The following is a 19,847-nucleotide window of genomic DNA, read 5'->3' as shown; positions in this document are numbered from 1 at the left end:
AGAGAAAAACTATGACAATTTCATTTGAGGGACAGGTGGCGATTGTCACTGGCGCAGGAAATGGGTTAGGGCGCTCTCACGCACTGGCATTGGCGCAACGGGGTGCGAAAGTCGTTGTGAATGATTTGGGTGGCACGCGTGATGGCAGTGGCGCTTCATCGGAGGCGGCAGAAGAGGTGGTTCGACTTATTCAAGAAAACGGGGGAGAGGCGTTTGCTCACGGTGCCAATGTGGCCAAGTTTGATGAAGTGAGTGAGATGGTGGATCAAGCTATGTCTCGTTGGGGGCGAGTGGACATTCTCATTAATAATGCCGGTATTTTACGCGACAAAACCTTTGCCAAAATGGACTTATCCGATTTTCAATTGGTGATGGATGTCCATGTCATGGGCACAGTGAATTGTACCAAAGCCGTGTGGGAAATTATGCGTCAGCAGAACTATGGGCGTATTGTCGTTACCACCTCATCAAGCGGCATGTACGGTAATTTTGGGCAGTCCAATTACGGTGCGGCGAAAATGGCGGTACTGGGCCTGATGAATACGTTGGTGCTGGAAGGCGCGAAAAACGATATTCGCGTTAATGCTTTAGCGCCCACCGCAGGAACACGCATGACAGAGGATTTATTGCCACCGGAAATGTTTGGTTTATTAACGACAGAGTCTGTCACCGCTGGGGCGCTGACACTCTGTCACAAAGACGCACCCAGTCGTATGATTTTATGCGCGGGGGCTGGAGGATATGCCAGCACGCGGTTATTTGAAACCGACGGTATATTCTTGCCTGAAGATCAACAAACCCCTGAAAAGGTGCTGGCTCACTGGGATGATATTTGCGATACCCAACACCAAACGGCGTTAGAATCCGGTGCCAAGCAAACGGAAAAATTTCTCACTAAAGCCATGTCATTTGTTCAATCTAACTCGTAGAGGGTGGAAGTGATTAATTGGTGATCAATAATAAAGGGCCGTTAGCCTTTCGCTCTAGCGGCCCTTTTTTTACATTTCAATTTTACATTTCTAACTGAGAACGGATAATGTCGGCGCTTTTATTCAATTCTTGGCTCTGGACGCTGACATTGGATAATTGCTCTGATACCCCTTTACTGTTGTTTAAAAACCCTCCTATGTTGCGGGCATGATCATCAATTTTATCTACTGCCAGTGTGATGCTGCTCGCTTGAGTGCTGGCGTGTTCAGTACGATTGGTCACACTGCCAATGACAGATGAAATTCCCTCGATATGTTGCAGTAAATTGCTGACTTTCGCTTTAGAGTCAGTGAGAGAGTTTTGAGTCGTTTGGGCAAGCCCACGGACTTCTTCTGCCACCACCGCAAAACCTCGACCATGTTCACCAGCGCGGGCCGCTTCAATGCTGGCATTGAGCGCCAGTAAATTGGTTTGTTCTGCAATTTTATCAATGATCGAGAAAATGCTCTCAATGGCAGAAATTTCCCCATTAATTTGACCAATATTCGAAGAAAGATCACTGGCTTGTTGTTGGAGATCACCAAAGTCTTCACGAAAGGTCTGAAATTCTTGCCGTAACCCAATAGCCGACTGATCTAGCTCGTTCATTAATTGAATCGCCTCAGTGGTCAATTCAGAAGACTCATTCGCGATAGATAAAACATTGGTAAAATTACTGATGACGCGTTCTTGTATGCCAATCATTAATGTTTTTGCATAATTGGTTTGTTTTAAAAAATACCGAGAAAATGTAGCGTATTCGTTGTTGTGATGATTTTGATGCGTACTGCTTGCTTGTGCTTTATTTTTTTTGTAAATAAATAAAGCACTTAGCGATTCATTAATATTCACGCCGTAGAGTTCCCCAAAGGTGGAAAATCCGGCGAGAGGGAATCCATCAAAACACGTTAATCGATCTAACGCTTGAGTGTTATGTAAGCGTCGAAGAATGCAGTCAAACAAAATGCCAGCAGAAGGTTTATCATGAGACGCACTGAGCCCAGAGGATTGCTGAGCAAGCTTACTAAAGTCTTTCGACGTTTGTTGCACAAAATCCGTGGCCTTCATTAAATGTAATTCAGTGCCCAGGGGAGTATCGCAGTAAAAAGAGACTTCTTGACTCGTGAGATCAATGCCGGCAACAGACCGAAGATAATATTCGCCATCCACACAGACGGCAAAGCTGTAACCTTTTAATTTTTGAGGCACATTTTCTACGGTACAGCGAAAATGGTCTGCCAGTGCAGACAGAATATTGGTCACTTCCAATGTGTGAGGGTTAATGAAGTGTCGAACAGTCCGTTTAGCAATGTCGGCATTACCAATTACCCAGCTAGTGCGGGTAGGCTCGTAGTTTTGTGTTTTAAAGAGCTGATAAAAATAATCTGGTTGAAATCGTACAAAACAGAGGGTAGCGTGTTGGTTGCGGATGGTGCTGCCATCGTGGTAACTGGCGGAGCTGAAATCCAAATTCCCCGCCGTGGTGCCACCGATAAAAGGCACTTGAAATTGACCGGTTTCATAAATGGCTTCCATTAACCAGTTTTCACAATTGGTTAGTCCGTTGACCAGTGTTAATGCCACTGTATCACTGGCGTTAAGCGGAAAAGAAGGGTGTACCGACTTCAACTCTTTCATAATGCTTTCCAAGCGATGCTTGGGCGTTTGGGTAAAATTACCGTCTAAAATATCCTGGCATGGTAATTTGATCGTATGCAGAGAAACATTGGCGATCACTTTTTTGGAGAAAAGTTGAAACACGATTGAGTTTCTATTGTCTGAGGCGGGCTGGTAGACACTTTGGCCGCCACCACAAAGCTCCCCTGCTGTAGAACTGATAATCATGGGAGACTGGCAAATGCGTTTAAGGCTATTGGCAACGGTGTCAAGGTTTATATCTGGTGAAGCAAAACCCAAAATCAGCGCAGGCTGGTCTTGATCAATAAACAATCGTTCTTGAGTTAGGCTTTGAAGCTGATGGCCCGCAATGGTAAAGACCCGACAGCTTTCATGTTCCGTTTCATTGTTTATTTTGTTTGCAGTTTTTGTTTTGAAAAACATCTCTTACCCCGACATGTTCCTACGGCTAAACCTTGTTAACCGTCTGTTTAATAGATTTTAAAAAGCCATAAATTTCTTTTTGCAAGCGAAAGAAGGATTTTGCTTGCCCTATAACCTTTTAAGTATCGGCTAAAACCGCGTGTGCATAAGTTAAAACACACGGAATTCGTCAAATAATGGCGTTAAAAAATCCCTTTGTTTTTTTTGTTGAAAAGAGTGACAAAAACAATGTTTTTTTAGAAGAAATGGATTTTTTCAGTGTGTTTTTTGTTTCTTTTTTATTGTTGATTTATATGATTAAGAGGTGGGGTGAGAAAGGATGTGGAACTGTGGCGGTTTCTGTGTGGTTTGTAATAACTTCAGATGATTGTATGAGGTTTTTACGGGCACAAAACTTTTATTTGTGCCCGTTTTTATTAGTGGGTTGTTGTGCTATTTACGTTTTGTAGGGCAAACTGCTTATTTTCAAAATAGTGAAACCAAGTGGATAAGTGTTTGAGGGAGTCTATTTTTGTCACTTTTATGTCATCTTTTTTCCACTCTAGGCCTTTCCAATCTAAATTATCCCAGCGTCTATCAGTGGACAGTTTACCAGTGACGATTTCTTGCAGTGCTGAGGTCTTCACAACGCCGTGATGGGAGAGTTGGTGTATTTCATCTGGTGTTAATGGAATAACCGTCATTGAACTTGGTTGCAGGTGATCGTCTACCTTACTAAATTGAGCCTTTTTTGGTAACGCATTTTGTTGTGTTTCATTGATGTCGTTAGAGGGGGGGGCAGTATTTTCGTGGTCAACAGAGGCGTGTCCACGAGGTAAATAAATGGCGCCTGTAGTAAAGTCGACTGCGAACGCGACAACACCTGGTACAAAAAACATCAGTAAACCTACGGCATCGAGTACGACAATGGCGGGGTCAAGCTGCCCACCAGATTGGCCACGCCGTTCAGGATGAAGAATAGTGCCGCAGGCCGATAAATTACCCAGTAATATCCCACACAGTGTTAGTGTTAGTAGTTTTTTTGTGGTGATCTGCGTTTTTATAAATGTATTCACAAAATGTCTCCCAATAATATTTCGGCCTGAGTGTAGCGATTTCCCCTGCAACAAACAGGAAACAAGACACATTTGTATTATGAAGAAACTGGCATTATGGGTATTTGAGAAGGCTCTGGCAGCAAAATACGTAGTGTTGAGTGTTTTCTAAGCGGTTAAAAAATTGTTGTCTTCTGGGTATGGGGTTTCGGGTTGTTTAAAGGGGAGAATAACTGAAAAGCAACTGCCGATACCGTATTCACTGGTAACAGAAATTTTCGCTCGGAGTAACTGAGAGAGCTTGGCAACAATGGACAGTCCCAAGCCGGTGCCTTGTCCTATTTTGACATTGTGTTCTTGATTTAGCTGTTCAAATCGTTGAAAGAGTCGACCAAGATCGGCTTCTTGTATCCCTGTACCACTATCAGAAACGTTAATGACAACGTGTTTTTGCGCTTCGTTGATGTTTAAATCTAATTTAACCCAGCCATCATCGGTGTATTTTATGGCATTGGATAATAAATTATTTAAGATTTGCGTCATACGGACGGGGTCGGTTTCAACAAAACAACTTGGGGTGTTGGTATCGAAAATCAGTTGTAATTGTTTTTCATGATTGTAGGCGTGCATTTGTTCTAAAACGTCTCGACAGAGCGTTGTAATGTTGATGCGCTGAACGTTAATTTCCAATTTATTGGCGTCAATTTTACTTAAATCTAAGACATCATTAATCATTGCCAATAAGTGGCGACCATTTCGTTCAATGGCGTCCAGTGCCATGAGTTGTCGTTCATTAAAGTTTTCAGGTTTCTTTAATAGTCGTACAGTATACCCAATGACCGAATTCAAAGGAGTACGCAACTCGTGGGACATATTCGCCAAAAAATCGGTCTTTACCGATAGTGCTTTTTCCGCTTTTGTTTTAGCGTCATTTAAGTCGCTATTGAGTTTTTGTTGAATGGTGAGAAAGTGCTCGGCTTGTTCCAGTAAATGGGTGGTTTGTTCATTTTTGGCTCTGAATACATTGGCGGCAGCGGCGAGTAACCCAATTTCATCGTCACGGGTATGCCCAGGAATGGACTGTACGGATTTTCCACTGGCCAGATCGTTGAATATTCGAGTAATTTGTTCGATGGGTTTAGTGATGAGCCTAAAAAAGTAAATGGGAACAAATATGGCTACTGCAAGACCAAATGTACAGGCCAAAATAACAATGGTACGACGCTGAGAAATATCCGCCAGGACGGACGTCTGGTCTGCTTTGGTTGCCGCTACAACACGGTCTGTCAAGTAATTTCCATAGTAGAGAATTTCTTGTGCGGAGCCTGCCATAACGACATTGATAAGGTAAATGTAATTTCTTGTCAAATTCACCACATACATGAATTCTTGATCATAATTTTGCAGCGCCGCCGTAATATTTTCTTTTCGAGTAGAATGATTGGAAAGTTGCTCAGTAGCTTGTAGGCACTGTTTAATGGCATCTTTAAAGCCATCGATATAGAGGTGATCATTGGTAGCTAAATAGGCCAGAGAGTAGTTGCTGGCGCTGTAGAGTTTATTCTTGATGCTGGCAATGGTTGGATTAATCTCCTCTGAGTTTTCCAGGCTGCCGTCGGCTCTCTCTAGTGTGGCAATGGTGGTATTAAAGTTATCCGATAAGTGTTCTTGTACCATTTTTTCTCGTTGTTCTCGATAAATCACCACAAGGTCAAAATTCACTTTGTAATCTTTCAAGTGGCGTTCCATGCTATTGAGTGCACCCGTATCGTCATAGGCATCTAACGATTGAGTGTCACTGAGTGTGTTCAGTTTTTGGCTGATATCCTGATAGAGCATTTCCACATTACGCAGTGAGCCATCACTGGCGTTATTTTTGTAAATAAGCACATTGCGCTGTAAATTAATGACATCACGTTGAAGGTTTGAAGTAAGAGACAAGACGGTTTCACGATTAAATGTGTTGTTAAGCGTATTTGAGAAAAGATCGTGGCTGGCAAAAATAAAATAAGCAAGCAGCAATACGGGAACAGCTAAAAACGAGAAAGCCAATAATATCTGGAATTTAATTGAGGAAAACTTCAATCCCATTGAAAAACCCTTTGATGCTGAGAGTGCTATCCCACGAGTGTTAGTCCATGAAAATTAGTGAGTCTGCATGGAACTCGTGATTATGAACTGATAAATTCGTACCATTTTTGCAAGGTATAATCGTAGGTTGGCATAACCGTATTCCATACGGCAACATTACTAAAACGTTTCTCGTAGGAGCCACCGGTACGTGTATGACCTGCCTGGACGGAGATTTTGCCATCTGTGCCTTTTAAAGGCATGGTAGTTTCTTTGCCAGCGTACCAATAGTTCCACTCCTCTTCAGACAACAGTTCTCTTGAGCGCTCTGGGTTAGAAATATAGTATCCTTGCCGGGCAATAAAGGCCCCAGGCCAACCAGAAAGCCACCAGTTCATGTAATCGTAAGCGGCTTCTTTTGTGGCGCCGGTGGTGGAAGAAGATAAGCACATTACGCCGTGCCAGCCTCGATACCCCTCTTTGGGGGCGGCATAGACAACGGGTATATCTTGCCCATTAAGAGAGGCGACGGCAGGAGAGAACATACTTTCAATGACCACTCGACCTGTTTTCATAAACTCAATGGATTCTGGTACCGAGTTCCAGTAACCACTGAAATGGCCCTCTTGTTTTTTCTGAGCCAGAATATGGAACAACTCATCCAACTCCGGTTTGGAGATATTGCCAATGTCATTAATGACCATGAGCCGTTGCGCTTGAGCAGCTAACGCCATATCGAATAAGCCAATAGTGGGGGCGTTGACTACCGCGACTTTGCCTCGATATTTTGGGTCTAACAGCCAGCCCCAGCTTTCTGTTACATAGGGTATTCCTTTTGGAATGACCGCCGTGTTGTAGCCAAATGAATCAACATTGTGTACATAAGGCAAAAAGCTGATTTGGTTGCTGGGTGTAGAGCCTAAATCACCCGAGGGTTGAACATACAATAGCTTATAGGGAGCATCGCCTGCCCCAATCTTGGCTTTCGGGTTTAAACGACCCGTTTTGGTTAAGGCGTTGATTTCAGGCCAATAGGTGAGTCTCTCTTTTTCTATGGGTGCGATTGAGCCTGAATTCCATAAAATATCAATGGAGTTGCTCCATTGTTCATATAAATCAAAAGACTCCGGTTGCATGGAGGCTTTTTGTAAAACGGCGGCACTGCCTTTGGGTTCGTACACAATATTGATCCCAAGATCTTTCATGGCCCTCTGACGCAACGCTTCTTGGAGAGTAACGTGGGTTCCCATCACTCGCAGGGTCACGGTTTTTTTGGCAATAACATACGGTGCCTTCAGCGCCACCGCTGCGCAAGCAAGGGAGGAGGAGGTAGTTTTGAGCCATTGCCGGCGTGTGGGGTTGGACGATGAGCCGGTGTTCGGTTTACTTTGATGGCCCTTGCGATGCGATTTCTCTTGTAAGAGCTGATTTGGCATGGTCTTAGGAGGTGAGGGGCAAATACACTCTTCATTTGTTGTCAGCTTCATCATGGATTACCTGCCCGTTTTTTACTTTTTGTCTTACCAGCACTCACAAGCCAGTGTAGTCAATTTTCGCTTGTCAGTGCTTCAAGTGATGGGCATTTAACCTTTTTTCCTATGATAAGGACGTGTTTATTTGTTTGATGAATTCTTTTTTCATCAAATTAAAAGAGTGTGAAAGTTTGACGGAGGCTTGATTTTAAATGTGTTCTTGTTATTACCGTCAGTATTTGAATGACAATTGATGAGTTTTGAGTGGCTTTCGTCTAGCTATTGGTGATTGTATTGCTGTAAAACCGTGAGTCAGTAACATATAAGTGGCTAAGCAAAATATATAGGGTGTGTAATTAAGAATGACAGATTTTGTTGAAATTTATGATGAAGCGTTAAGCCCTGAATTTTGTAAAGAAATTATAGCGGCATTCGAAGACAATAAGACGTTTCAGGTGCCAGGCCAAACCGGCGGTGGGGTTGATACCAGTAAAAAGCTCAGTAAAGATATTCACTTGTTAGAATGTGAAAACTTTAAAGGCATTGTTGAGCGTGTTTTGGAGCCGACTCGTCGCTATGTGATTGACTATATGCGCAAGTATCATTTTTTATTGATAGGCGCGTTTGGGTTAACGGTTCGTCATCCGAAAACGGGAGAGCCGATTAAATTAACGAATGATAATTATCAGGAAGTGGGGGAGCCACAAGCCCATGTGTTAACGCAACAATTGTTTCGAGTGGGCGCCATTAATGCGCAGAAATACGAGGCGGGAAAAGGCGGTTACCCTTATTGGCACAGTGAAATTTTCCCGCAAATGCCTCATAACGAGGCCTTGCATCGTGCTTTATTGTTTATGTTTTACTTAAACGATGTAGAAGAGGGCGGAGAGACGGAGTTTTATTATCAAGACAAAACGATTGTGCCCAAGGCAGGCAGAATGGTGATTGCGCCGGCTGGCTTTACCCACACTCATCGAGGCAACGTGCCTCGCTCCGGTGACAAATACATTTTAACATCTTGGATATTGTTCAGTCGGGCAGAGGCGATTTACGGCAGCGGTGGGGCGCGTTAGCGTTCGTCATCGCTCGTTTCGAATTTGAAACCGACGCCATACAGTGAATGAATGTATTCGTTGTCGGCGTCGATGGCTTTCAACTTAGTACGAATTTTCTTCACATGGCTGTCGATGGTGCGATTGCTGACAATCCGGCTGTCGCTGTAAATGTTCTCCATTAGCTGGTCGCGAGTAAAAATACGTCCGGGCTGTTTGGCCAGCGTCAGCAGCAATTGGAATTCGATGGCGGTTAGATTGAGGGGTTCACCATTTAAAGAGACCGAATATTTGGCTTCATCCCATTGTAGAGGGGACGTGTTGACGTCGGTTGAGGCTTCAGTGTGTTCACTTTGTTGAGTGATACCGCTGCGACGGAGATTGGCTCTTACCCTCGCGACCACTTCACTGGGGCTGACAGGTTTGCATACATAGTCATCCGCACCCAGTTCCAGCCCCAATATTCGATCAATTTCTTCTACTTTTGCAGTCAGCATGATGATGGGCACATCGGAGAATTGGCGTATTTCTCGGCACAGTGTCAAACCATCTTTCCCCGGTAGCATCAAATCCAGAAGAATTAGGTCTGGCGAGTGTGTTTTCACCCAATCAATCACAGGGTTGCCATCCATTAATATGGAGACGTTAAAGCCAGATTTTTCTAAAAACTCTTGTTGCAGTTTGGCCAATTTGGCTTCATCTTCAACAATTAAGACATGCTGCATGGGTTTTCCTTACACTCTTCTACGCTGTTCGTTTTTATTTTGCTTATTTCTACTTGTTGGTTTGTTTCTACTAGGTTTATGTCTACTAGATTTGTTTCTACCTTCAGTGTATCCGGTCTTTTCGGGTTTATCGATACTTGAGATTAGCGGTTGATTGATGGAAATTGAATGGTCATTCGTAAACCACCTAGAGGTGAGTGGCTGGCACGAATGATGCCATCGTGCGCTTTGACAATTTTCTCACAAATGGCTAACCCCAAACCTGAGCCCCCGGTATTTTTATTGCGCGAATTTTCAACGCGGTAGATATGGTCGAATAATTTGCTTAAATCTTCATCGTCTACTCCGGGGCCGGAGTCTTCGATAATGATTTCCAGTTGCCGTGATTTTGTGTGGGCGGTTAAGGCAATGCGAATGGTGTCGTTAGGATTGCAGTATTTCAGTTCGTTGGTGAATAAATTATTCATTAGCTGATTAAACCGTTGCACATCACCATGAATCCACGCGCTGTGATTCGGTAACTGCACATCCAGTTGCAAATTTTTTTCTGTCATTAATTCTTCGAAGCGTTGCAGTGCTTGAATTAAACTTTCACGAACGTCCATCTTAGTTTTGTTGTAACGCAGTGCGCCAATTTCGGCATTCGTGAGTTCGTATAAATCGTTCACCAGTCGGTTTAGTTGCAAGACTTCTTGTTTTAAAGACATAAGGTTGTTTTTCGTTAACGGTCGTACGTCTTCCAACATGGCATCCACCTCACCAATGGCGATGGCCAAGGGCGTGCGTAATTCGTGGGAAATGTCGGCTACCCAGCGACGCCGTTCGGTTTCATTGGCCTGTAGCGTATTTCTCAGGCTCGCAATATTGCGCCAGAGTTGACCAATTTCGTCGTGGCGATGACGTCCGGCCAGGGTTGGGTACTGGCCCCGCGTCAAGGCATAGGTGGTTTTGGCGAGCTGTTGTAACGGGTTGACAAAGTGCCGAGACAGAGGTACACCGATGAATAACACCGCCATCATCAACACCAACCCAACCAGCACAAAGGCCACCTCTAAATGTTCACCCATGGATAAATTGAATTTATCCAATGAATAACGCGGTGGTGGAATCGATAACCAACCCACGATTGTGGGTGCAGCTTGTTTGGATAAGGTTTCGTCTTCTTCACCGGTGCCGTTATTTTCGCTGTTGAGGCTCACTGCAATCGGCGATATGAGGTGGTTATCCTGATAGCGGCCAAAAATAGGCGATTTATTGGCATCTAACAAACTGGGCACGTTCGCACGCTCAAAATGCCCCTTGGGTGGTGGCCGCTTTTCCCTTCTAAATTCGGGTGAGAAATCGCGATCTCGAAAAGGCCGTTGCCTTTGCAAGTGCGCTTGATCAGAAGCACGAGCAGGGCGGCGTTCAGAAAAATGGGGAGGGGGGGGCGGTAATTGTAGAGCAGGCCACAAGTCCCCCAGTAACTCACCAAATAAACGACGATTGCCATTCAAATTTTCCCAGGAGCCGTACTCTGAGTAATGTTCGGCCAGTCGGTTTGCGGCGGTTGATAAATATTCCTGCTCCTGTTGGTTCACGTAATTAATCATGCCGCGATCAAAACTCCATTGCATAAATGCATAGAGCATTACGCACAGAAGGCTGCCTAAGCAGGCTAGGGCAATGACTAATTTAGACTGTATTTTCATGGAGGCAGCCGTCCGCTTCATCCTAAATGCCAGTGCAATGTATCGATTTTCTTGAGCTGCGTGAATGCTTTTTCAGGGATTCATGCGAATTTATATTTGTTTGCGAAATGTTCGCCCAAACCGTGAAATTTTGCCCTTTAGGCTAGTGATTAATTCATCGAGATCAGCATCCGTAGAGGCAATTCTCTCGTTGAGGTGCATTCTGATTGAGATAAATGAAGTTTGAAAACCCAACCGTTTGAGCACGAACCTGAAAGAGGATACGGACATGCCACATACGCCATTTCATCGCATTGATAAAAACCATTTTACGGTTTCACGTATTGCGGGTGCGATACATCAGCATCTTGCCACTTATGTTATCAGTGGCTTGTTAATTGGGACATTAACGGGCTGCGGTGGTGGTGGTTCTTCTAGCAGTACTTCAAACAGCAGTGCTTCAGAAAGTAGTACGGACACTACTGCCGCAGCAGAGGTATCAACGACGACTGATACTACTGCGGATGAATCGTCCAATAATGAGACGACAACAGATGTAGAGCTCTCGGCACTGGATGTGGAATTAAAGGCCCTGATCGACACTTTCAGTTGGAACCCTGATCCGTTGGCAGAACGGAGTTTACCGGATATTGACTCGCCCTTGGCGCAGTTAGGCAAAGCGCTGTTTTTCTCAAAAAGTTTGGGGGGCGATTTTGATGTCGCTTGTGCCAGTTGCCATCACCCATTACTGGGGGGAGACGATGATTTAAGTTTGCCGGTGGGGGTGGGGGCGTTTGACCCGTCGTTATTAGGTCATGGGCGCGAGCACAATGATGGATTGCCCAATGTGCCACGGAACTCGCCCACTACCTTTAATGCTGGCTTATGGGATACCGCCTTATTTTGGGATGGCCGTGTAGAAAGTGAAGGCCAAGAAGACAATGCCAACGGCAGTGTATCGGGCATTCGTACACCCGATACAGAATTTAATGTGGTCGATACCAATGCCGGTGATAATTTAGTGGCGGCGCAAGCGCGCTTTCCCGTGACATCATCGGAAGAAATGAAATCAGAATTCTTTGAGGCCGGCAGTGACAATACGACCATTCGTGATCATTTGGCGGCGCGACTCGGTGACTATGGTGTGGGCAGCGGTGAACTTGCTCGTAATGAATGGTTAGTAGCTTTTCAGGAAGCCTATGGCACGGCAGAAGACGCCAGCACATTAATTACGTTTGACAACATTGCCCATGCCATTGGTGAATATCAGCGTTCGCAAGTCTTTGTTGACAGCCCTTGGTTGAATTATGTTAACGGCGAAACCAATGCCATGACCGACGAGCAAAAAGAAGGCGCGATTTTATTTTTCACGTCCGTGGATGAAGGGGGGGGCTGGGTGTTCCGCTTGTCATAATGGGGCTTTATTCAGTGATGGGGATTATCACGTTGTCGCCTTCCCGCAAATTGGTCATGGGAAAGGCGATGCCGATGCACTCGGTGGTGATACCGACGATTGGGGGCGTGCTCGTGAGACAGGTGAGAATACGGATCGTTACCGTTTCCGCACACCCAGCTTATTAAACATTGCCACAACCGCCCCCTATGGCCATGCTGGATCCTACGAATCGTTAAACGATGTATTGAGTCATTACAACAACCCTCGTGGTGCTATTGAAGATTATTTCGCCAATAATACGCTATGCCAATTGGATCAGTTTGCGGCCATTGAAAATTGCCAAAACCTTTACCCAGCGTCTGAGTCCAACTCTCTTAGTGCTTTAGATCAACTGGCTCGTGAGCGCAATAATGGCACTTCTCGATTTGCCAATGCAGGATTAAATCGAGAAGAAAGGCAAGCGATGATTGCGTTTCTCAATGCTTTAACCGACCCTTGCGTTGAAAATGATGCTTGTATGGCGCCGTGGGTAGCGCGTACGGAAGATGATCACGATGATCAATTACTGGAAGCCATCGATCAAGAGGGTCGAGCCCTTTAGGTCAGATAGTTGCTTAGTGATTTAGTTGCTTAGCGATTTAGTTGCTTAGCGATTTAGTTGCTTAGTGATTTAGTGGCTCGGTGATTTAGAAGCCCTGTTTCAACTTTTAATTTCAGCACTCAGCTGCAACGACTATGGCGTCAAAAATTATCTTTTTGGCGCTTTTTTGTTTATAAAAACCCCATGTTGATCCTCAGGCAGGATGATTGATCGATTTTTGTCTAAATAATCAGGTTAAGTGAGTTGATGTAATATAGTGTAATAACGAAATTCATGAGTTTCTTTTATCTTTGTTTCCATGATGTGGTGGGTAGTGAGAAAGTTTCACTCAACACCATGAAAAGGAGGGGTGTTGTGGCGGCAATCTAGACAATCAGTAGACGTTTTCTGATGACTAAATGATAGGCCACCGTATTGATAAGAGAGAAAATCATGACATTAACATTACTGTTTGCCTGTTTGTTTGTTGAGCTATTGGCACTGGGTTTGTATTTCGTTTATCAAACAGACAATTAATACACATCACTTTGAAAGCAGAGTTGACGTTCTACCTAAGTTAGGGCGACTTAGATCAGAACCATCGTTGTTTATTCTCGACATCGCTTACCCCTCCGACTTTTTCAGTCTCTTTTTGTTCTTATGAGCCTCTTCATTTAATGCACTTCTTTTTCAATTAAGTATTTCTCTAGTATAAAAGTACCCAATGCATTGAGTTGTGTTTCTTGGACTTTGTCTACAATAGAGGCTAACGATTGAAAACCGTCGGGATAAACGCCTGACACTCGATACGTGAGTGTCAGGCGTGTGGCGTTGATACCTTCTGTTAGTACCCAGTTTAGAGTGCCGTGCAGGCCCATTTCTTGTAATGGCCCAAGTCCGCCGCTCATACGGAGCGTGTTGCCGGGCTCAACAAAGGTAATACGCATGTGCTCGGCGGATTTCTCGTCCGCTCGCTCACAAAAACAGCCCCCTGCCACCGGGGTAATGGAAAAGGTGCCTTCCCACCAGCTATGATCCTTTGGCCACCAATTATCCACTTGATTGATTAATACATTCCAAACAGTTTCTTTTGAGTGGGGGACGGAAATTTGATTCTTGATTATAAATCCATAAGGGGTAACAGAGCGTACTTCTGCGAAAGCCCATGAAGCCGATAAACTCAATATAACGAAATTCAGTACGATAATAGTTGAGAGAAGTCGTTTCATAATAACGTGCCTAATGTTTTCCGCTTTATGAAATAGCTTAGAGGGGCATCTAGGAAATACCAGTAGAAGCTTTATCTTGAAATGTTTTTTCTTGAGCGTGGTTCCTCTATTTCCTCTATTTTTATGTTTTTTTATTTCGCCAGATTCAAATACAACATTATTTTTGTCTGTTTTCTAAATTTTCGTATTTTTAAAGATTGCGCTACGTTTCTTGTGACGCTAAATGATGATTTTATTTAGAGGCTTCTTTTTCCATCTTTTAACTCGCTTATTTCTTCGATTGTCTCCTCTTTTTTCCATTTTTAGAACGAGATCACGTTCATATATTGGGTTACTTACGTTGGCGTCTTAATTTTTCTTAAGTGATTTATTAATTTTTATGACGACCTTTTTGGTTGTTTTTTGATCTTTATGGCGCATGGAAGATCTTGTCTTTCTCGGATGAGATTGAATAATGAATGGATTATGAAGTTCAGAAGGGTTCAGAGTAGGTATGTGAAAAAGGAATTCTTCCGAAAGAGTATTCCTTCACAAAAAAAAAGATAATCGTAATGGTAATATAAAAATCACAGGGCGCTTTGCTTTTTTGCATAAGAAAGAGCCCCCGTTTATTTCCCTGTCGGTAATGTTTTTCGTTTTTGGTTTGGGTGATCGTCTGAGTTGGGCGAGATGGCCACTCAGAATGCGTCGAAGGATTCGATGTGCCGAAAAGCTAAGTGAAATAGCTCGGGTAGGTGTGCTAACGGTTTGGTGTGTTAAAGAGATTAAGCTTCCTGTAATAGACATATATCTTTACTGCTGGGGAATTTACATGAAAAAGCAACACTTTAATCCATTGCTGAAAAAATCAGCTGAGGTATTAGGGGCCGTATTATTGCTATCGAGCTCAATGGCGATGGCGTCACAATGCCCGCCGATTAAACTGGGAGAAAAGTATCCGGCTGCTGTTGGAAAAGACATGCGTACTGAGCATACACAGCCTTGGTGTGACTCGGTTTGTGTTAACGTGATTGCCAATGGTACCGCGTGTGAGAACGCTTCAGGTGGAGTGGTAGGCACTTCGGGTTTCTGTAACGACAGCTTGCAATCAATAGAAGCCATTAAAGATATCGAACACAACCTGTGTATTGATATTGACGATCGTTTTATTGCCGAGGCCGGCTACGGCGACAGAAAAGTCGCACCGGGCCAGAGCCGCATTCCTGGAACGGATTACCAGCTTTCTTCTGCTGATGCTGCTTTCTTCTTTGCCACCTTGTTTGCCGTGGACAGTGATGGTAATGGTGTGATTAACGGTCCAGAAGCGACGTTTGGACAAGAGCGTGGTTGGCAGTTGGCCAACGAGCTGGATTCAAATGGCGACGGCACAATTACACGAAATGAAGCGGGGCAGGTAAAAGGTAGTGACCCTTGTCAGTTGTTGTCCACGGGCTTTAGCTCCGGTTTGGCGACCGACGATATTTTATCTTACCTTGGTTTGTATCTCGGTGATCCGTTCATCGATAAATACGCCGGTGACCTAGAAGGCGAAGATAAAATTAAAGAAAAGCTGTTGAATTACTCACGTACTTGGCAGCCAAGTTACTGGAGAGTGGGTGGTAAAGGTGGCGGTGCACCGATCGCCGGAACGTCAAATGGTGTTCAAAATCACTATGATGGTACTTACGCTCCAGGCTCTACTTCTCGTCGTGTTTGTGATGCGAATTACAATGGTCCGTACAAGGAGCTGTACGCTCTCATGCGTGGTGGGGCCTCGGTTCCGACTCCTGCTCCCGCTCCTACGCCGGTTCCAAACCCAATTCCGGTACCAAGCCCAGCACCGGGACCTGTACCAGCACCAACTCCGGCTCCAGCACCTGCTCCGGCTCCAGCTCCAACCCCTGCACCGGCTCCAACCCCTAATGTTGGTATAGGTCAGTACATGGATGCTTCGTGTGCGGGTTCGCACCCTTATCGTTGTCCTTCGAACAACCAGTGCTTTACTGAGCAACAAATGAATGATTATTGCTCATTACCAACGGGTGCTCCTGTGGCTCCAGCGCCGACTCCAGTCGCTCCAGCGCCAGTGGCTCCGACTCCCGCAACGGATCATTGGGTTAAGAGTGACAACTGTGTTAACTCCCACCCTTACTGGTGTGCAAGCCGAAGCCAATGTTTTAATGAAGAGCAAATGGATAATTACTGTTTATAATTTGCCTTGTTTACAGTGAGTTTCACTGCCTATTTGGCAGTGAAACCTCATTGGTAAAATCACAGTAGTCATGGTTGTTTTGGTGTTTGTGGTTCTGATATTGTGATGTTCATGGGTGCGCCAAAAGGGACTCGATGCCGTCAATATAATAATGAAGCACAATATGAAGAACCATTGGGGAGGCAACTTGAAGTACACACTGAAGTTCAACGCTAATAACAACATTAATTCCAATGTTAGTACTAATATTAATAACAATAACCGCGTTAATTTTAGCGTTAGTAAAAAACGCCATCACCATGTTAATCAAAATCGCCCATGGATAGAAAAGGGTTGCATTAAATTATCAACCGTTATTTTTTCTGTTATCGCCAGTGTGGTTTTAATGGGGTGTAGCTTTTCCCATGATGAGACAGCGGTCAGTATTAATCGATCAAGCGTGTCTGATAAATTGCATCAAGTCGAACAACGGCTTTACCACAGTGGTGGTGTCGTTAATGAAAAGGAGATGTGCCCGAAAACCCCTTTCGATACCATTACGCCGGTTGCAAATTTAAACCCTCCGGCCCCAACGGGTACCCCAGAGATGACCATCAGCGGTGTTGATGACTTCATCCAACAAAATAATATTACGACGATAGACGCCTTATTAAAGACCTTTCCAGATCACTATCGAACGAACTTTTCATTGGTTGAACACACTCGTGCAACCGGACAATCGGATCTTGAGCACCCGCGCATAGTGCTGTTTGGTTCAGATGGCCGTTTTTTATTAAATATCGGCACCAAACCAGACGACCCTTTATACAATGCCTTGGATGTGGCGGAATTGAATACCACTACAGGCCATTGGGAATTTTCAGTATTTGATTTCAGTCAGGAAAAGCCGATATTAACGCGCAATGATCCGAGCTGTAATGAATGCCATGGCAGTCAAAACTCCCGCCCGGTATGGGGTTCCTTTCAAGAGTGGACAGGCGTCTTTGGTGACAGTTTTGTCGATGGGCCTCGGCCAGAAGCGTTAGACGATACCCATGCCGATAAAATGAATAGGATTATTTTTGAGAAAGACGATACACCCAGAATGGATTTTTTGCTTTGGGAGCCAGTCCCATTGGTGCGGGGTGGGAGCCGATTAATCGCGCGTCACGACTTTGGGCCAGAATTATTGTTATCGAACATTGCCATGGGCAGTGCGAATGCATTAGGCTCTTTTTTACGTTTAAGCCAAAAACAACCGGAAAATTATCGGGCTTTGCGAAAAGCGTTGGTGCTGGCATATTACAAAAAACGCAGCGAAAAGAATCGATACTTTGTAAAGGTAAATCACTCCAAGGAAATTTGGAATTATTCGAACTTGATGAAAGATAAAGTCCGTAAGACGTTGAGTGAGTCTCAAGCAGGTTTCAATGGCTATGATGAATTATCTTTAGATAATTTGTTGTCTTCTCTGCAATTGGAAACCAGCGAAGCTTTTTCACTGGCGACTCTGCACAGTACGGAAACACCAAACCCAAACTGGAATACCACCACATCCGATTTGTATGATCTCTTAATGTTGCAGGTACTAGATGATTTGCGTTCAGAAGATACCAACGTCGACACCATTTTAGCCAAAACAAAACCGGGTTATGGTGTATTTGAATGCCCTGATACAGCGGCGACGATTGCCGACTTGGTGGATTTCAAAATGCTGCATTTATTTCAATTGGCCGGTGAATCTCGTTACGACGTGAATTGGGTGTATTACCCGAAAGATGTTGATGATATTTACGATCAAGTTTTCTTACCCATCGCAGAAGAGCTGATTCCGTATTTGGTCGAGTCTTCACCTCAAGCTTAATCGTTAAGAGAAGGTTGGATTAAAGTTTATACCCTAACAGGTAACCGCCCTGTGCGGACCCGTAAGCAGGGTGGTGTGGGTAAGGGCTGGTTAGACACCAGCTCTTATCCGATTAAATTCGTTGCTTATCGCAGACAAGAACATAGATAACATAACTGCCCCATTTGCCATATTGGCGATTTGGCGAAGCCAATAAAGTGCTTTTCCGGTTGAGGTTTTGTTCTTTGTTACAACTCAACTAGCTTTGATTTATAACAGTAACCCATCTTAGCTCCTCTATCGCTCCACCATACGATGGACAGCCACCAAACCCAACTAGAGTAACTTTCAAATTCGCTACCTTAGCGGCCAATAGTGTGGAGTACAATGCTTGGTCGGCAAATGTTTCAAGACGGAAGGTGTAATTCCAATTCAAATCAGTATGACATCCGTTTTCCACAGGTGCTATATCAGTTCTTAAAAAGACTTGATTAGCTTGCCTATTAACATTCAGACTGACCAATTGCACGCTGTTTTGCTGTGAAGCAAAACTAGGTTGAAAACAAAAGATTAAGAATAAAACACTTACAAATTTATTCATGAGTTCTCTATGAGCTATAACGAGGCTGTAGAAAAACCCAAATCATAGCTTCTCTACACCTCGCAAAACTTGTTTATTTTTACGCCAAAAAATCCAAACATCACTAAATTCTGGCGCGGTTTTACAAACTGATCAAAAAACAAGCCATTCAAACGGTCAATTTGTCGAAATGACGACAATTTGGGTCGTTAGGGCTTAAAATTCCCATAATTTACCAGTTTTTCAATATTGTACACCATACAGAATAGCTGGCAGAAGACATGTTGCACCCATCAATCGCAAACAATTCATCCCCAGCAAACCTTGCTCATGACACACTAACAACACCTGCTCAAATAAGGTGATCATTTCTTTTGAAAAGCGGCTGACGAAAGCCGCAATCGTAGTAAAATGAACCACCGTATGACACGTCAATGCCATAAAAATAACATTGTGTTCACAGCAGCTTTGAATTTCTCGACTAGAGGTAATGCCTTTCGAGTAAGCGAAGAGAATAATTTTTAATAGAATGGCCGTATCATAAGCGGGGCGACCCGTACGGTCGTTTTTATAACCACCATTAAAGATCGATAAATCCAATTTATGCTCAATTAAATAGTTGAGAGCGAACTCAAATGTCCCGGGTTGTATTTGACGATTAAACTCAATGGCAACCATTGTCATTTGATTTAGGTTGTACGGGATAAAATTTGGCACAAATGATTACAATTCAATCAAAAATAAGGTCAGAGAGAACCAATTATGCCAAATTTTAGGTTTTTCTACAGTCTCAACGCCCGCATTTGGGGCCGAAGTGAAGCGCAGCGTAACGTAGGTCCAAGCGGCGTAGCCGCTGAACCAAGATGCGTTTGTGTACGCCCGGCATGGGCTTGAATTTATGGGGTGAAAGTCCCCTGTGGGAAGATCACCGTTGAAAACAGGTTGTGATTAAACGACAAACCACTAGCGAATGGCAAGGGCTGATCCGCGAGGAGA

At 44.1% G+C, this 19,847-nt stretch carries 15 protein-coding genes; 6 read left to right on the top strand and 9 right to left on the bottom strand.

Annotated elements, in window-relative coordinates:
* Window positions 1–11: 11 nt before the first annotated feature.
* Window positions 12–929, top strand: a complete 918-nt coding sequence (locus LU351_RS19055) for an SDR family NAD(P)-dependent oxidoreductase (protein WP_232595693.1) — start codon at window positions 12–14, stop codon at window positions 927–929.
* 82 nt (window positions 930–1,011) lie between these two features.
* Here the strand turns inward: LU351_RS19055 and LU351_RS19050 are convergent, their stop codons facing one another.
* From LU351_RS19050 to LU351_RS19035, 4 genes are all read right to left on the bottom strand, one after another.
* Window positions 1,012–3,030, bottom strand: a complete 2,019-nt coding sequence (locus LU351_RS19050) for a methyl-accepting chemotaxis protein (RefSeq protein WP_232595692.1) — start codon at window positions 3,028–3,030, stop codon at window positions 1,012–1,014.
* 416 nt (window positions 3,031–3,446) lie between these two features.
* Window positions 3,447–4,085, bottom strand: coding sequence for a hypothetical protein (locus LU351_RS19045; protein WP_232595691.1), 639 nt, complete (start codon window positions 4,083–4,085; stop codon window positions 3,447–3,449).
* 147 nt (window positions 4,086–4,232) lie between these two features.
* Window positions 4,233–6,155: a sensor histidine kinase gene (locus LU351_RS19040; RefSeq protein WP_232595690.1), complete on the bottom strand. Its 1,923-nt coding sequence runs from the start codon at window positions 6,153–6,155 to the stop codon at window positions 4,233–4,235.
* A gap of 80 nt (window positions 6,156–6,235) precedes the next feature.
* Window positions 6,236–7,624 (bottom strand): ABC transporter substrate-binding protein, encoded by a 1,389-nt coding sequence (locus LU351_RS19035; RefSeq protein ID WP_232595689.1) that lies wholly within the window; start codon window positions 7,622–7,624, stop codon window positions 6,236–6,238.
* A gap of 344 nt (window positions 7,625–7,968) precedes the next feature.
* Between LU351_RS19035 and LU351_RS19030 the strand changes: the two genes are divergently transcribed.
* Entirely contained in the window at window positions 7,969–8,679 is a 711-nt protein-coding gene (locus LU351_RS19030) for a 2OG-Fe(II) oxygenase (RefSeq protein WP_232595688.1), read from the top strand.
* Here the strand turns inward: LU351_RS19030 and LU351_RS19025 are convergent.
* Together LU351_RS19025 and LU351_RS19020 are read right to left on the bottom strand one after the other, a co-directional pair.
* Complete coding sequence (locus LU351_RS19025) at window positions 8,676–9,383, bottom strand: response regulator (RefSeq protein ID WP_232595687.1); 708 nt, start codon at window positions 9,381–9,383, stop codon at window positions 8,676–8,678. The genes LU351_RS19030 and LU351_RS19025 overlap by 4 nt on opposite strands.
* Window positions 9,384–9,526: 143 nt before the next feature.
* Complete coding sequence (locus tag LU351_RS19020) at window positions 9,527–11,095, bottom strand: ATP-binding protein (protein ID WP_232595686.1); 1,569 nt, start codon at window positions 11,093–11,095, stop codon at window positions 9,527–9,529.
* A gap of 247 nt (window positions 11,096–11,342) precedes the next feature.
* On the opposite strand from LU351_RS19020, the gene LU351_RS19015 reads away from it, so the two are divergent.
* Entirely contained in the window at window positions 11,343–12,467 is a 1,125-nt protein-coding gene (locus LU351_RS19015) for a cytochrome-c peroxidase (RefSeq protein WP_232595685.1), read from the top strand.
* Window positions 12,433–13,050 carry a cytochrome-c peroxidase gene (locus LU351_RS19010; protein ID WP_232595684.1) on the top strand — a complete coding sequence of 206 codons (618 nt, stop codon included), beginning with the start codon at window positions 12,433–12,435 and terminating at the stop codon, window positions 13,048–13,050. The genes LU351_RS19015 and LU351_RS19010 overlap by 35 nt, the downstream gene beginning before the upstream one ends.
* A gap of 653 nt (window positions 13,051–13,703) precedes the next feature.
* Here the strand turns inward: LU351_RS19010 and LU351_RS19005 are convergent.
* The gene (locus tag LU351_RS19005) at window positions 13,704–14,258 is read right to left on the bottom strand and encodes an SRPBCC family protein (RefSeq protein WP_232595683.1); all 555 of its coding nucleotides are present in this window, start codon (window positions 14,256–14,258) and stop codon (window positions 13,704–13,706) included.
* A gap of 811 nt (window positions 14,259–15,069) precedes the next feature.
* On the opposite strand from LU351_RS19005, the gene LU351_RS19000 reads away from it, so the two are divergent.
* Both LU351_RS19000 and LU351_RS18995 read left to right on the top strand, forming a co-directional pair.
* Window positions 15,070–16,449 carry an EF-hand domain-containing protein gene (locus LU351_RS19000; protein ID WP_232595682.1) on the top strand — a complete coding sequence of 460 codons (1,380 nt, stop codon included), beginning with the start codon at window positions 15,070–15,072 and terminating at the stop codon, window positions 16,447–16,449.
* A gap of 187 nt (window positions 16,450–16,636) precedes the next feature.
* A complete protein-coding gene (locus tag LU351_RS18995) occupies window positions 16,637–18,292 on the top strand; it encodes a hypothetical protein (protein ID WP_232595681.1) in 1,656 nt (551 codons plus the stop codon).
* A gap of 238 nt (window positions 18,293–18,530) precedes the next feature.
* Here LU351_RS18995 and LU351_RS18990 read toward each other — a convergent pair whose 3' ends face one another.
* Window positions 18,531–18,872, bottom strand: coding sequence for a hypothetical protein (locus LU351_RS18990; protein WP_232595680.1), 342 nt, complete (start codon window positions 18,870–18,872; stop codon window positions 18,531–18,533).
* Window positions 18,873–19,094: 222 nt separating this feature from the next.
* Window positions 19,095–19,568, bottom strand: coding sequence for a transposase (locus LU351_RS18985; protein WP_232595679.1), 474 nt, complete (start codon window positions 19,566–19,568; stop codon window positions 19,095–19,097).
* Window positions 19,569–19,847 lie beyond the last annotated feature (279 nt).

The sequence above is a fragment of the Marinibactrum halimedae genome (assembly GCF_021234875.1).
In the GTDB taxonomy this organism is placed as follows: Bacteria; Pseudomonadota; Gammaproteobacteria; order Pseudomonadales; family Cellvibrionaceae; genus Marinibactrum; species Marinibactrum halimedae.
Note: the sequence above shows the minus strand (reverse complement) of the source record. Positions and strands in the feature narration are given on the sequence as shown.

Bases quoted from the DNA above. Each gene is read 5' to 3' on its own strand.
- LU351_RS19055 (WP_232595693.1), top strand. From the start codon at position 12: ATGACAATTTCATTTGAGGGACAGGTGGCGATTGTCACTGGCGCAGGA.
- LU351_RS19050 (WP_232595692.1), bottom strand. From the start codon at position 3,030: ATGTTTTTCAAAACAAAAACTGCAAACAAAATAAACAATGAAACGGAA.
- LU351_RS19040 (WP_232595690.1), bottom strand. From the start codon at position 6,155: ATGGGATTGAAGTTTTCCTCAATTAAATTCCAGATATTATTGGCTTTC.
- LU351_RS19035 (WP_232595689.1), bottom strand. From the start codon at position 7,624: ATGATGAAGCTGACAACAAATGAAGAGTGTATTTGCCCCTCACCTCCT.
- LU351_RS19030 (WP_232595688.1), top strand. From the start codon at position 7,969: ATGACAGATTTTGTTGAAATTTATGATGAAGCGTTAAGCCCTGAATTT.
- LU351_RS19025 (WP_232595687.1), bottom strand. From the start codon at position 9,383: ATGCAGCATGTCTTAATTGTTGAAGATGAAGCCAAATTGGCCAAACTG.
- LU351_RS19020 (WP_232595686.1), bottom strand. From the start codon at position 11,095: ATGAAGCGGACGGCTGCCTCCATGAAAATACAGTCTAAATTAGTCATT.
- LU351_RS19015 (WP_232595685.1), top strand. From the start codon at position 11,343: ATGCCACATACGCCATTTCATCGCATTGATAAAAACCATTTTACGGTT.
- LU351_RS19010 (WP_232595684.1), top strand. From the start codon at position 12,433: ATGAAGGGGGGGGCTGGGTGTTCCGCTTGTCATAATGGGGCTTTATTC.
- LU351_RS19005 (WP_232595683.1), bottom strand. From the start codon at position 14,258: ATGAAACGACTTCTCTCAACTATTATCGTACTGAATTTCGTTATATTG.
- LU351_RS19000 (WP_232595682.1), top strand. From the start codon at position 15,070: ATGAAAAAGCAACACTTTAATCCATTGCTGAAAAAATCAGCTGAGGTA.
- LU351_RS18990 (WP_232595680.1), bottom strand. From the start codon at position 18,872: ATGAATAAATTTGTAAGTGTTTTATTCTTAATCTTTTGTTTTCAACCT.